General features: G+C 75.3%; 8 protein-coding genes and 4 pseudogenes. 8 read left to right on the top strand and 4 right to left on the bottom strand.

Annotated features, from left to right (window positions below):
• Nucleotides 1-89: 89 nt before the first annotated feature.
• The 8 genes and pseudogenes from MRQ36_RS23370 (at nt 90) to MRQ36_RS23405 (ending at nt 8,717) form a co-directional block, all read left to right on the top strand.
• Nucleotides 90-1,658, top strand: a pseudogene (locus MRQ36_RS23370) (HAD-IIIA family hydrolase).
• The gene (locus MRQ36_RS23375) at nt 1,655-2,629 is read left to right on the top strand and encodes a glycosyltransferase (RefSeq protein ID WP_242798734.1); all 975 of its coding nucleotides are present in this window, start codon (nt 1,655-1,657) and stop codon (nt 2,627-2,629) included. Before MRQ36_RS23370 ends, MRQ36_RS23375 begins: the two are co-directional and overlap by 4 nt.
• Entirely contained in the window at nt 2,614-3,831 is a 1,218-nt protein-coding gene (locus MRQ36_RS23380; protein ID WP_242798736.1) for a glycosyltransferase, read from the top strand. The genes MRQ36_RS23375 and MRQ36_RS23380 overlap by 16 nt, the downstream gene beginning before the upstream one ends.
• Nucleotides 3,831-4,532 carry an SIS domain-containing protein gene (locus MRQ36_RS23385; RefSeq protein WP_242798737.1) on the top strand — a complete coding sequence of 234 codons (702 nt, stop codon included), beginning with the start codon at nt 3,831-3,833 and terminating at the stop codon, nt 4,530-4,532. The genes MRQ36_RS23380 and MRQ36_RS23385 overlap by 1 nt, the downstream gene beginning before the upstream one ends.
• Nucleotides 4,533-4,543: 11 nt before the next feature.
• A pseudogene (locus MRQ36_RS23390) lies at nt 4,544-6,026 on the top strand (PfkB family carbohydrate kinase).
• A gap of 55 nt (nt 6,027-6,081) precedes the next feature.
• Nucleotides 6,082-6,782 (top strand): annotated as a pseudogene (locus MRQ36_RS23395) (SDR family oxidoreductase).
• Nucleotides 6,779-7,753: pseudogene (locus MRQ36_RS23400) on the top strand (glycosyltransferase family 9 protein). Before MRQ36_RS23395 ends, MRQ36_RS23400 begins: the two co-directional pseudogenes overlap by 4 nt.
• Nucleotides 7,734-8,717, top strand: a complete 984-nt coding sequence (locus tag MRQ36_RS23405) for a DNA topoisomerase IB (protein ID WP_242798738.1) — start codon at nt 7,734-7,736, stop codon at nt 8,715-8,717. Before MRQ36_RS23400 ends, MRQ36_RS23405 begins: the two are co-directional and overlap by 20 nt.
• 97 nt (nt 8,718-8,814) lie before the next feature.
• On the opposite strand, the gene MRQ36_RS23410 is transcribed toward MRQ36_RS23405, so the two are convergent.
• The 4 genes from MRQ36_RS23410 to MRQ36_RS23425 all read right to left on the bottom strand — a co-directional run bounded on the left by MRQ36_RS23410 (nt 8,815) and on the right by MRQ36_RS23425 (nt 13,212).
• The gene (locus MRQ36_RS23410; protein ID WP_242798739.1) at nt 8,815-9,858 is read right to left on the bottom strand and encodes a helix-turn-helix domain-containing protein; all 1,044 of its coding nucleotides are present in this window, start codon (nt 9,856-9,858) and stop codon (nt 8,815-8,817) included.
• 129 nt (nt 9,859-9,987) lie between these two features.
• The gene (locus MRQ36_RS23415) at nt 9,988-10,491 is read right to left on the bottom strand and encodes a hypothetical protein (RefSeq protein ID WP_242798740.1); all 504 of its coding nucleotides are present in this window, start codon (nt 10,489-10,491) and stop codon (nt 9,988-9,990) included.
• 64 nt (nt 10,492-10,555) lie between these two features.
• Nucleotides 10,556-12,187 carry a RecQ family ATP-dependent DNA helicase gene (locus MRQ36_RS23420; protein WP_242798741.1) on the bottom strand — a complete coding sequence of 544 codons (1,632 nt, stop codon included), beginning with the start codon at nt 12,185-12,187 and terminating at the stop codon, nt 10,556-10,558.
• 74 nt (nt 12,188-12,261) lie between these two features.
• A complete protein-coding gene (locus MRQ36_RS23425; RefSeq protein ID WP_242798743.1) occupies nt 12,262-13,212 on the bottom strand; it encodes a TIGR03557 family F420-dependent LLM class oxidoreductase in 951 nt (316 codons plus the stop codon).
• Nucleotides 13,213-13,256: the final 44 nt, after the last annotated feature.

The raw sequence follows: 13,256 nt of genomic DNA on the forward strand, positions 1-13,256 counted from the left end.
GACGGGACCACGAGCGGGATCAGTGCAGGTCAGCCCGGGTTGACCCGGGTGCTGACCGGTTTCCGCCCGGTCCCGGTCTCTTCGACGCGGTGCTGCTCGACCGGGACGGCACGCTGGTCGAGGACGTGCCCTACAACGGCGACCCGGAGAAGGTCCGGCCGCTGCCGGGCGTCCGGGAGGCCCTCGACCGGCTGCGGGCGGCCGGGCTGCGGCTGGCCGTGGTGACCAACCAGTCCGGGCTGGCCCGGGGCCTGTTCACCGCCGCGCAGCTGCGGGCCGTGCACGACCGGATCTCCGAACTGCTCGGCCCCTTCGACAGCTGGCACGTCTGCCCGCACGACGACACCGACGGCTGCGCCTGCCGCAAGCCCGCGCCCGGTCTGGTGCACGCCGCCGCCACGGCGCTCGGCACCACCCCCCGCCGCTGCGTCATGGTCGGCGACATCGGCCGGGACGTCACCGCCGCGCTCGCCGCCGGCGCGACCGCCGCCGTCATGGTGCCGACCCCGGCGACCCGTCCGGCCGAGGTGGCCGCCGCGCCCCGGGTGGTGGCCGACCTGCCGGCCGCGGCCACCGAGATCCTCGACCGGATGGCGCTGGTCGCCGGCCCGGCCCCGACCGGCCGGCGCGGTCGGGTGCTGGTGGTCCGCAGCGACGCGGCCGGGGACGTCCTGGTCACCGGCCCCGGCATCCGCGCCGTCGCCGCCTCGGCCGACCACGTCACCCTGCTCTGCGGCCCGCGCGGGCGCCCGCCGCCGAACTCCTCCCCGACATCGACCAGATCATCGACTGGCCCCTGCCCTGGATCGACGGCGACCCCGCACCCGTCGACCCGACCGACATCCACCGCCTCACCGAACGCCTCACCACCGTCCACGCCGACGAAGCCGTCATCTTCACCAGCTACCACCAGTCACCCCTACCCCTCGCCCTGCTCCTACGCCTCGCCGGCGTACCCCGCATCAGCGCCATCAGCGACGACTACCCCGGCTCGCTGCTCGACGTCCGCCACCGCGTGCCCGTCGGCGTACCCGAACCCGAACGGGCCCTGTCCCTGGCCGCCGCCGCCGCTTCGCCCTGGCCGCCGGGGACGAACCGGGCCTGCGGCTGCGGGCCGCGGCCCTGCCGCCGGCCCGGTCGAGCCGGGGTACGTGGTGCTGCATCCCGGCTCGTCGGTGCCGACCCGGGCCTGCCCGCCCGAACTGGCCACCCGGATCGTGCGGGTGCTCAGCGCCGCCGGCTACCGGGTGCTGGTCACCGGCGGCGCGGGCGAGCGGGACCTCACCGCCCGGGTCGCCGCAGCCGGCGGCACCGACCTGGGCGGGCGCACCGGGCTCGGTGAGCTGGCCGCGGTGATCGCCGGTGCCGGCGCGCTGGTGGTGGGGAACACCGGGCCGGCGCACCTGGCCGCGGCGCTCGGCGTGCCGGTGGTCAGCCTCTTCGCCCCGACCGTCCCCTACGGACAGTGGGGTCCCTACCGGGTGCCCACCGTGCGCCTCGGCGACGCGGCGGCACCCTGCCGGGACACCCGCGCCACGCGCTGCCCGGTGCCCGGGCACCCCTGCCTCGCCGCGGTCGAGCCGGGACGGGTCCTGGAGGCGTTGCGCCTGCTCGGCGTACCCCCCGAGGCGCCGGAGACCGGCGGGGGTCCGCGATGAACATCCTCGTCTGGCACGTACACGGGTCGTGGACCACCTCCTTCGTGCACGGCAAGCACCGCTACCTGGTGCCGGTCACCCCGGACCGGGGCCCGTACGGCCTCGGCCGGGCGCGGACCTATCCGTGGCCCGACAGCGCCGTCGAGGTGACCCCGCAGGAGCTGCGTCGGGCCGAGGTGGACGTCGTCCTGCTCCAGCGTCCCGAGGAGTTCGACCTGGCCTGCGACTGGCTGGGCCGGCGGGTGGGCCGGGACGTCCCGGCGATCTACGTCGAGCACAACACCCCCAAGGGCGACGTGCCCAACACCCGCCACCCGATGGCCGACCGGGACGACCTGCTGCTCACCCACGTCACCGGATTCAACGAGCTGTTCTGGGACAACGGCGGCACCCGCACCGCCGTCGTCGAGCACGGCGTGGTGGCGCCTTCCGTCGAGTGGACCGGTGAGCTGGACCGGCTGGCCGTGGTGATCAACGAGCCGGTACGCCGGTGGCGGGTCGCCGGCACCGACCTGCTGTCCCGGTTCGCCGCAGTCGCGCCGCTGGACGTCTTCGGCATGGGCGTGGCCGGGCTGGCCGACCGGCTCGGCCTGCCCGCCGACCGGGTCACCAGCCACGACGACGTCCCGCAGCACGTCATGCACGCGGAACTGGCCCGGCGGCGGGCGTACCTGCACCTGTGCCGGTGGACGTCGCTCGGGCTGAGCCTGGTCGAGGCGATGACCATCGGGATGCCGGTGGTCGCGCTCGCCACCACCGAGGCCGTGGAGGCGGTGCCGCCGGCCGCGGGTGCCCTCTCCACCCGCGTCGACGTGCTGCTCGACGCCGCGCGGGGGTTCCTGGACGACCCGGACGCGGCCCGCCGGGCCGGCGCGGCGGCCCGGGTCGCCGCCCGGGACCGCTACGGACTGGACCGATTCCTCGCCGACTGGGACCGGCTGCTGGAGGAGGAAACATGCGCGTCGCGATGATCTCGGAGCATGCCAGCCCGCTCGCCGTCCTCGGCGGCGAGGACGCCGGTGGCCAGAACACGCATGTCGCCGAACTCTCCGCCGCGCTCGTCGCCGCCGGCCACGACGTCCGCGTCTACACCCGCCGGGACGCGGTGGACCTGCCGGTCACGGTACGCGCGCCGGGCGGCTTCGACGTGGTGCACGTACCCGCCGGTCCGGCCGAGCCGGTCGCCAAGGACGACCTGCTGCCGTACATGCCGGAGTTCGGCGGGTGGCTGGCCGAGCGGTGGCGCACCGGCGACTGGCAGCCCGAGGTGGTGCACGCGCACTTCTGGATGAGCGGTCTCGCCGCGCTCGCCGCCGGTCGGCGCACCGGGGTGCCGGTGGTGCAGACGTACCACGCGCTCGGCACGGTCAAGCGCCGCCACCAGGGCGCGCAGGACACCAGCCCGCCGGGGCGGCTCGACCACGAGCGGGACCTGGGCCGCGCGGTCGACCGGGTGATCGCCCAGTGCCAGGACGAGGTCGCCGAGCTGGTTCGGATGGGGGTGCCCCGGGCCCGGATCACGGTGGTGCCGTCCGGGGTCAACCTGGGCACCTTCGCCCCGCTGGGCCCCGCCGCCGACCGCGACGGCGACCGGCCCCGGATCCTCACCGTCGGCCGGCTGGTGGAACGCAAGGGCTTCCAGGACGTGATCCGGGCGGTGGCCGACGTCCCCGAGGCGGAGTGCGTGGTGGTCGGCGGGCCGCCCGCCGGGCTGCTGGAGACCGACCCGTACGCGCTGCGGCTGCGTGCCCTCGCCGAGTCCCTCGGCCTCGCCGACCGGGTCAGGCTGGTCGGCGCGGTGCCCCGCGAGGAGATGGGCCGCTGGTACCGCTCGGCCGACGTGCTGGTCGCCGCCCCCTGGTACGAGCCGTTCGGGCTCACCCCGCTGGAGGCGATGGCCTGCGGCGTGCCGGTGGTCGCCAGTGCCGTCGGCGGGCTCATCGACACCGTGGTCGACGGGCGCACCGGGGACCTCGTACCGGCCCGCGACCCGCAGGCGTTGGGGGCCGCGGTGCGGCGCCTGCTGGGCGACCGGATCCGGCGCTTCGCGTACGCCACGGCGGCCCTGGAACGGGCCCGCCGCTGCTATTCCTGGTCGACCACGGCGGACCGGCTGGCCGAGGTGTACGGCGCGGTCGCGGCCGTGCGCCGGCCGACCCGGGTGGTCGCCTGATGACGGCGGGGGTCGGCACCGGCGGGGTCGACGGCAGCGTGCTCGACGTGCACCTGGCCAACCTGGCCGCGGCCCTGCTGCCGTTCCGGCGCTCGGCGGAACTGCTGGAACGCTGGGGCGGGGAGTTGGCGCACCGGTTGGCCGAGGGGGGCCGGCTGCTGGTGGCCGGCAACGGCGGCAGCGCCGCCGAGGCCCAACACCTCACCGCCGAACTCGTCGGCAAACTCCGCGACGACCGCGAACCACTCTCCGCCATCGCCCTGCACGCCGAAACCAGCGCCATGACCGCCATCGGCAACGACTACGGCTACGACGAGGTCTTCGCCCGCCAGGTCCGCGCCCACGGCCGACCCCACGACATCCTCCTGCTCCTGTCCACCAGCGGCACCAGCACCAACCTCCTCACCGCCGCCCGGGCCGGACACGACACCGGACTCCGCTGCTGGGCCTTCACCGGCCCCACCCCCAACCCCCTCGCCGACGCCTGCCACGAGGTGCTGGCGATCGACTCGGCGGACGGTCAGGTGGTGCAGGAGCTGCACCTGGTCGCCACCCACGTGCTCTGCGAGCACGTCGACCGGGCCCTGCCGGCGGCGCTCGCCGGTCGGCTGCCGGCCGGCGACACCCGGACCGGCCCGGTCCGTACCGGTGTCGAGGTGGTGCTCGGCGACGGCACCGGCCGGGAGGTCGAGACCCGATGAGGAGGTCGAGCGTGACGGGACCCGTCGTGGTGGTCGGTGACATCCTGCTGGACCGGGACGTCGAGGGGCTGGTGAACCGGCTCTGTCCGGACAGTCCGGTGCCGGTGCTCGACGAGACCACGTACGTCGACCGCCCCGGCGGTGCCGGCCTGGCCGCGGTGTTCGCCGCCGACCAGGGCGCCGAGGTGGCCCTGGTGACCGCGCTCGCCGACGACGCCGGCGGTGCCCGGCTCACCGCCCTGCTCACCGCCGCCGGGGTGCAGGTGTACGCGCTGCCGCTGGCCGGCCACCCGGAGAAGATCCGGCTGCGCGCCCGGGGCCGGGTGCTGCTGCGGCACGACCGGGGTGGCGCGGCCGGCGTACCGGGCGAACCGGCGGAGGCGGTGCTGCGGCTGCTCGCCCACGCCTCCGCCGTGCTGGTCAGCGACTACGGCCGGGGCGTGGCCCGGCAGCCGGCGCTGCGCGCGGCGCTGGCCGCCACCCGGGCCCCGGTGGTGTGGGACCCGCACCCGCGCGGCCCGTCGGCCGTGCCCGGGGCACACCTGGTGACCCCGAACGAGCCGGAGGCGCGGGAGCTGACGAAGCCGGCACCGGGCACGTCCCGGCTGGTCAGTGCGGCCCGGGCGGGCCAGGCGCTGCGCCGACGGTGGCGGGCCGGCGCGGTCGCGGTCACCTCGGCGGCGAGGGGCGCTGCTCTGCCGCCGGTGCGGCACCGCTGATGGTGCCCGCCCCGGCCGCCGCCGAGGGGACACCTGCGGGGCGGGGGACCGGTTCGCCGCGACCGCCGCCGTTGCCCTGGCCCGGGGCGCGCTGGTCTCCGAGGCCGTGCAGGCGGCGGTCACCGAGGCGTCCGCGTACGTGGCCGGCAGGGGAGTGGCGACGGCGGTGCCGGCGCCGGTGCCGGCGGTGTCCCCGGTGGTGGTGACCGGGGGCGGGGAACGGATCGGGGCGGCGGCCGCCGAGGCGGTGGTCGCCGAGGTGCGGGCGGCGGGCGGCACGGTGGTGGCGACCGGCGGCTGTTTCGACCTGCTGCACGCCGGCCACGTGGCGACCCTCCAGGCCGCCCGCCAGCTCGGCGACTGCCTGGTCGTCTGCCTGAACTCCGACGCCAGCGTGGCCGGGCTGAAGGGGGCCGACCGGCCGGTCGTACCGCAGGGCGACCGGTGCCGGCTGCTCGCCGCGCTGAGCTGCGTCGACGCGGTGCTGATCTTCGACGAGCCGACCCCGCACGCCGCGCTGTCCTGGCTGCGGCCGGACATCTGGGTCAAGGGCGGCGACTACGGCGGCGAGGAGTCGCTGCCCGAGGCGGAGATCCTGCGCCGCTGGGGCGGCGACACCGTGGTGGTGCCCTACCTCGACGGGCGGTCCACCACCGACATGATCGCCGCGGCGCGGGCGGGCCGGGGCTCCGGCGACTGGCCGGCGACGACCGTGGCGCAACCGGCGGGCGGGACGACGGTCGCCCCGTCGACCGTGGAGGAGGGGGCACGATGAGCGAGCGGATCGTCAGGTCCGGGACCCGGGTCGCCGGCCGTCGGTGGGCGGCGGCATGAGCAGCGAACTGCCCGGCAGCGGACCGACCGTCCTGGTCACCGGCGGGTCCAGCGGGCTCGGCGCGGCCGTGGTCACGGCGGTGGCCCGGGCCGGCGGCCGACCGCTGGTGCTGGACCGGCAGCGCCCGCGGACGGGGTGCCGTGGATCCAGTGCGACCTGGCCGACACCCGGGCCGCCGAGGCCGCCACCCGGGACCTGGCCGAGCGGTCCGGCGGCCTGGACGCGGTGGTGACCGCCGCCGGGATGGACGTGCCCGGCCGACTCGCCGACGTGCCGGGGGAGACCTGGGAACGGATCGTCACGGTTGACCTGCTCGCCACCGCGGCGGTGATCCGGGCGGCGCTGCCCTACCTGGCGGCGTCGCGGGGCAGCATCGTCACCGTCGCCTCCACGCTGGGGGTGAAGGCGGTCAGCGACGCGACCGCGTACTGCGCGGCGAAGTTCGGGGTGGTCGGCTTCACCCGAGCGCTCGCCGCCGAGCTGGCCGGTTCGGTCGGGGTCACCCTGCTCGTCCCCGGCGGCATGCGGACCGCGTTCTTCGACGAGCGGGACGCGCAGTACCGGCCGGGGCCGGACGCCGCGCTCAACGAGGCCGCCGACACCGCCGCCGCGATCATGTTCGCGCTCTCCCAGCCGCCCGGCTGCGCGGTACGCGAGCTGGTGGTCTGCGCCGAGCAGGAGTCGTCGTACCCGTGATCCTGGCCCTGCGGGCGCTCGGGGTCGGCGACCTCGCCGCCGCCGTCCCCGCGCTGCGCGGGCTGCGCGCCGGCTTTCCCGGCCGGGAGTTGGCGCTGGCCGCGCCGGACTGGCCTGGCACCGCTGGCCGCGCTGGTCGGCGGCATCGACCGGTGCTGCCCACCGCCGGGCTGGCCGACCGCCCGGCCTGGCCGGAGCCCGGCACCGGAGGTGGCGGTCAACCTGCACGGGCGGGGCCCGCGGTCGCACCGGATGCTGGCCGCCGCCCACCCCGGCCGGCTGCTGGCTTCGCCAACCCGCCGCCGGAGTTCACCGACAGGCCGCGCTGGGACGACGACGAGCACGAGGTCCGCCGCTGGTGCCGCCTGCTGCACTGGTACGACCTGCCGGCCGACCCGGCCGACCTGGCCCTGCGCCGCCCGCCCCGGGCCGGGGTGCCGGCCGGCGCCGCCGTCCTGCACGCGGGCGGCAAGGTGCCCGCCAAGCGCTGGCCGGCCGACCGGTTCGCCGCGCTCGCCCGCGCGCTGACCGACCGGGGGCACCGGGTGGTGCTGACCGGCTCCGCCGACGAACAGGACCTGGCCGTCCGGATCGCCCGCGCGGCCGGGCTGCCGCCCGAGTCGGTACGCGCCGGCCGCACCGACCTGGCCGACCTGGCCGCCCTGGTGGCCGACGCCCGGGTGGTGGTCAGCGGCGACACCGGCGTGGCCCACCTGGCCACCGGGTACGGCACCGCCTCGGTGGTGCTCTTCGGACCGGTCTCCCCGGCCCGCTGGGGACCACCGGCGGACCGGCCGTGGCACCGGGTACTGGACGCCGCCGAGTGGTCCGGGACCGACAGCGATTGGGCCGGTGCCGAAGGGGTAGGAAGCCGTTCGACGGTGGCGGTCGTCCCGGTGGACCAGGTGCTGGTCACCGTGGACGAGGTGGAACGGGCGGTGCGGGATTCCGGTGCGGTTGCGGCGCAGTGATCCGGGCAGGCCGGGCTACGGCCGGCGCCGGCGCGGCCGGGGCTGGCTCTTCCTCGACCCGGCCGGCGAGCCGGTCCGCGACCCCGACGCCCTGGCCCGGCTACGGGACCTGGTGATCCCGCCCGCCTGGCAGGACGTCTGGATCTCGCCGTACCCGAACGGGCACATCCAGGCCATCGGGATGGACGCGGCCGGCCGCAAGCAGTACCTCTACCACCCGGCCTGGCGCGAGAAACGCGACGAGGCGAAGTTCGACCACGTGCTGGAGGTGGCCCGCCGGCTGCCGTCGCTGCGGGAGCGGGTCGAGCACGACCTGACCGGGCGGGGGCTCAACCGGGACCGGGTGCTGGCGACGGTGACCCGGCTGCTCGACATGGGCATGTTCCGGGTCGGCAGCGACCAGTACGCCACCGGCGACGACCCCACGTTCGGCGTCGCCACCCTGCGGCCCGAGCACGCCCGCTCCCGCCGGGGCTGCGTGGTCTTCGAGTTCCCCGCCAAGGGCGGCATCGACCAGGTCCGCCGGATCGAGGACCCGGAGCTGTGCCGGGTGCTGACGAACCTGCGCCGCCGGCGTCGGGCGGCCGAACGCCTCTTCGGCTACTGGGACGGCCGGAGCTGGCGGGACGTACGCAGCGACGAGGTGAACGACTACCTGCGCGACGCCAGCGGCGGGGAGATGACGGCCAAGGACTTCCGTACCTGGCACGCCACCGTGCTGGCGGCGACCGAGCTGGCCGTCCTCGGCCCGCAACGGTCCGTCACCGCCCGCAGGAAGGCGGTCGCGGCGGTGATGCGCAGCGTCTCCGAACTGCTCGGGAACACCCCGACGGTGGCCCGCACGTCCTACGTGGATCCCCGGGTGGTGGACCTCTACCACGACGGGTCGCTGGCCCCGGTCGAGCCGGAGATGCCCCGCGAGGCGGCGGAGAAGGCGGTCCTGACGCTGCTCGAGGAGGCCTGACAACCGGGCGGCCGCCCGCGACGGATCTGTCGCGGGCGCCTCGCCACGGCCCCCCGTTACCAGTGGGCCGGCCCGGTCTCCCGGTGGCGGCCCGGATTCAGTATGTCGGCTCCGAGTTGACCAGGGACGCCGCCGTGTTGACGATCCGTGCCTGTTCCAGCTCCCGGGCCCGGTACTCCTGCGGGGTCAGCCCGTGGGCCGCGCGGAACGCCCGGCTGAAGTGCGCCTTGTCGCGGAACCCCCACCGCGCGGCGATCAGCTGGATGGGCCGGTCCCGCAGGGCCGGGTCGGCGAGGTCGCGCCGGCAGTGCTCCAGCCGCAGGTCCCGGATGTACGCCGCGACCGTGGTCTCCTCGGCCTCGAAGACCCGGTGCAGCGAGCGGACCGAGACGTGGTGCGCCTCGGCGACCTGCCGCGGGGTCAGCGTCACCTCGCCCAGGTGCTGCCGGATGAAGGAGCGGACCTGGCTGAGCAGCGCCCGGCGGCGTACCTCGGTCGGCACGGCGTCCTCGGACACCAGGTGCCGACCGAGCATCGTGGAGATCAGGTCGAGCCCGACGCCGGCCAGCCGGCCGGCGTCCGCGGCGTGGTACTGGTCGGGGTGGTCGGTGATCTGCGTCAGGTACTGCGCGACCAGGGCGCCGATCCCGTCGGTGCCGGACATCCGGCCGGCGAAGAGCGGGGCGAGCCGCCCCGGCGGCAGCGGCAGCGCGTCGTACGGGATGAAGGCGACGACGGAGCTGGCCGCCTCCCGGCCGTGGTCGTCGCCGTAGTGGTTCACCTCGTGCGGGCGGGAGCAGTCGTAGAAGGTGAACTCGTACGCGCCCAGCGCGCTGCGCTGCCCGTCCTGGGCGGTCACGCCCCGGCCGGAGGTGGTCAGGGCCAGCAGGTAGTAGTCCGGGTCGGAGCGTTGCACCAGCTTGCGGGTGCGGACGCACTCCACCGACGGGTAGCGGTAGTTGACCAGCCGGATCGGGCCCAGCTCGATGAACTCCGCCCGCGCGACGAAGTCCTCGGCGTGGTCGGTGCGGACCCGCAGCGGCGCCGGCGAGCTGGTGATCATGTCGAGCCACATCCCGAACCGGTCGGCCGGCGGAACCAGCCCGGTGTCGAGGACCTGCCGGTGCAGCGTTCCGTCCATCAGCGACCCTCCTCGTCCGTCGTCCTCCAGGATCGAGGACGCCCCACGGTGTCGCCGGGCGACATCCGTGGGGCGTCGAGTATCCGTCATCGACGGCGGTGGCCCGTCCACTGTGGGCCGGGCGGGCCGTCAGTCGTTGAGCACGTGCGAGAGCCGGTCCCGGAAGCGCCGCTCCGAGTCGCTGACCACGTCGCCGCCCAGGCCGAGGATGCCGCCGCTGGACGCGGCGGTGACCACCTGCTCGGCGATCTCCACCAGCCAGTGCCGGTACGCCCCCGACTCGCCCTCGTCCACCTTCGCGGCGAGCAGGGCCGCCGCCTGGCCGGCCCGGGCCAGCACGTCGTCGATCATCGCCTGCGGGTCGGCCGGCGCGATCACCGGCAGTTCCTCGCCGGCCTCCGGGTCGCCCACCCGGGAGACGATCTCACCGGCGACCGCGGCCACCAGCGGGCTGGCCGACTGCCGGCCGGCGGCGATGGTCTCCAACCCGGCGGCGTTCTCGGCCATCGTCCGCCTGGTGCCGTCGGCCTCCGCCGCGCTCGCCGCGGTCAGCACCGACTGCGGGAGGCCGACCAGCAGCCCCCACTCCTCGTCGGAGAAACCGAACCCGGTGTACGCCGGCTGCTCGATCACGATCAAGCCCCTCTCGCCCTGGTCGTCGTTGTCGCCGGGCACCTTTGGCGGTGCCCGGGTCAGGCTAGTCCAGCGTCAGCAGGCCCTGTTCGGACACCACGCGGACCGACAGGGTCTTGTACCCCACCTCGTCGAAGAGCACCGTCATCCGGTCCTCCTCGTAGCTGAGCACCAGCCCGGTGCCCCATTCCGGGTGCCGGACCTGGCTGTGCACCGGGAAGGGGCCGCTCGCCCCGTCGTCGGCGACGCTGGTGCCGGCGTGGCAGTTGTCGCAGTGCCCGCAGACCTCGCTCATCTGCTCACCGAAGTACGCCAGCAGCGCCTGCCCCCGGCACCCGGTGGTCTCGGCGAACGCCCGCATCATGTCGGTCCGGGACCGGGTCACGGTCTGCTGGCGTTCCGCCTCGGCCAGGGCGGCGCGACCCGCCTCGGCGGGCTTCGGGGCGTACCGGGGGGCGCCCATCTTCTGCTTCGCCCGGGGCTCGGCGGCACCCACCTGCTCCAGCAGGGACAGGTACTGGCCGAGCTTGCGCGGGCCGAGGCCGCTCAGCTCGCGCAGCTCCTTGCGGGTACGGGCCTGCTTGCGCAGCAGCGCGGCCAGCTCGCGCAGTTCGGTCTCGTCGGGCAGGCCGCCGCTGAAGTAGCGCTGCAGGCCGACGTCCTCGGCGCGCCAGAGCAGCAGCACCCGGGCCGGTTCCCCGTCCCGTCCGGCGCGACCGATCTCCTGGAAGTAGCTGTCCGGCGAGTCGGGCAGCGCGGTGTGCACCACCCAGGCGATGTTGGGCTTGTCGATGCCCATGCCGAACGCCGACGTCGCCACCATGATCGGCACCTGGTCGGCGAGGAACGCCTCGTGCAGTTCGTGGCGGGCGTTGGTGGGCATCCCACCGTGATAGAACTTCGTCGGCCAGCCGGCGTCGGTGAGCCGGGCGGCCAGCTCCTCGGCGGCCCGCCGGGTCGGCACGTAGATGATGCCGGGCCGCTTGTCGTCGCGCAGCAGCGCGGTCAGCCGCCGCCAGCGGTAGTCCTCGGTGGGGCAGTGCGCCACCTCGAGGAAGAGGTTGGGCCGGTCCAGGCCGGAGACCACGATCTCCGGCTCGCGCAGCCGCAGCCGGGCGACGATGTCGTCGCGTACCGGCGGGGAGGCGGTGGCGGTGAGCGCCACCACGGGGGGCCGGCCGAGGCCGTCGATGAGGTGGCCGAGCGCCAGGTAGTCGGGGCGGAAGTCGTGCCCCCAGGCGGAGATGCAGTGCGCCTCGTCGATCGCGACCAGGGCCGGCTTCAGCGACTTGACCTCGGCCATCCGGTCCGGGTTGCTGAGCGCCTCGGGGGTGATGAAGAGGAACTCCGCCCGCCCCCGGCGGATCTCCTCGATCGCCTCCGCCTGCTGGGCGGCGCTCTCGTCGGAGCTGATCCGCACCGCCCGCAGCTCGGGGCGTTGCCGCTCGTTGAGCGCCGCGATCTGGTCCTGCTGGAGGGCCAGCAGGGGGGAGATGACCACCGTCGGTCCGGGGATCAGGCTGGCCGGGATCTGATAGATCGCCGACTTGCCGGCGCCGGTGGGCAGGACCACCAGGGCGTCGCGGCGCTTCATCACCGCGCGCATCGCGGCCAGTTGGTTGGGCCGCAGCGCGGTCCAGCCGAAGAGGCTCCGCGCCGCGCGGCGCAACGTCGTCGAGTGCGTGGACAGTTTCATCGAGGGCCGGTGGTACCCGGGCCGATCAACGCCGAAACCGTTGGTGCCCGGGGACCACCCGACCCTGCGCTTCCTCAGCGCAGGCGCGGCAGCACCTCGCGCCGGTAGAGGTCGAACAGCCCCTGCCAGTTCGGGCCGGTGTTGGCCACGTAGACCTCGTCGAAGCCGGCCTTCGCGTACTTGTCGATCATCTCCAGGTGGGCGTCGACGCTGTTGCCGCAGACGAACGCCTCCTTCATCATCTCCGGCTGCACCAGCTGCGCGGCCTGCTCGAAGTGCCGGGGGGAGGGGAGCACCTGGGAGAGCTCGCCGGGCACCCCGGCGTTCGGCCACTTCTCGTACGCGATCCGTACGCCCTCGTTCTCGCTGTCGGCGTACGCCGCCTTGAAGCCGGCCTGGCACGGCTTGTCGCCGCCGCCGTTCTCCCGGAACCGGCGGACCATGTCGGCGTCCGGCATGGTGCTGACGTAGCCGTCCCCGATCCGGGCGGCCAGGTCGATGGCCTTGGGGCCGAAGCCGGAGACGTAGACCGGCGGGGGCGTGTCGGGCAGGGTGTAGATCCGGGCGTGCTCGACCGTGTAGTGGGTGCCGTGGTGGTTGACGAAGTCGCCCTGCCACAGCTCGCGCATCACCTCGACGGCCTCCTCCAGCATCGCCAGCCGGACGTCGGTCTGCGGCCAGGCGTCGCCGAGGATGTGCTCGTTGAGCGCCTCGCCGCTGCCCACGCCGAGCACGAAGCGTCCCTCGTGCAGCACCGCGCTCGTCGCCGCCGCCTGCGCCAGCACCGCCGGGTGGATCCGGACGGTGGGACAGGTGACCGCGGTGGTCACCGGCAGCCGGCAGACCTGGCTGAGCGCGCCGATGGTGGACCAGACGAACGGGCTCTGACCCTGCGCGTCGACCCACGGGTGGTAGTGGTCGGAGATCCACAGTGCCTCGAAGCCGGCCTCCTCGGCGCCGCGCGCCTGGGCCAGCAGCTCCGCCGGGGTGTACTCCTCGCTGGACAGAAAGTAGCCGATCCTCATGGTTCCCCCTCGCCGCGTCCGTGCCTTCTCGTCGCAGCGGTACC

Origin of the sequence: Micromonospora sp. R77, assembly GCF_022747945.1 — a bacterium.
Classification (GTDB): Bacteria; Actinomycetota; Actinomycetes; order Mycobacteriales; family Micromonosporaceae; genus Micromonospora.

Bases quoted from the DNA above. Each gene is read 5' to 3' on its own strand.
- MRQ36_RS23420 (WP_242798741.1), bottom strand. From the start codon at position 12,187: ATGAAACTGTCCACGCACTCGACGACGTTGCGCCGCGCGGCGCGGAGC.
- MRQ36_RS23375 (WP_242798734.1), top strand. From the start codon at position 1,655: ATGAACATCCTCGTCTGGCACGTACACGGGTCGTGGACCACCTCCTTC.
- MRQ36_RS23410 (WP_242798739.1), bottom strand. From the start codon at position 9,858: ATGGACGGAACGCTGCACCGGCAGGTCCTCGACACCGGGCTGGTTCCG.
- MRQ36_RS23425 (WP_242798743.1), bottom strand. From the start codon at position 13,212: ATGAGGATCGGCTACTTTCTGTCCAGCGAGGAGTACACCCCGGCGGAG.
- MRQ36_RS23385 (WP_242798737.1), top strand. From the start codon at position 3,831: ATGACGGCGGGGGTCGGCACCGGCGGGGTCGACGGCAGCGTGCTCGAC.
- MRQ36_RS23380 (WP_242798736.1), top strand. From the start codon at position 2,614: ATGCGCGTCGCGATGATCTCGGAGCATGCCAGCCCGCTCGCCGTCCTC.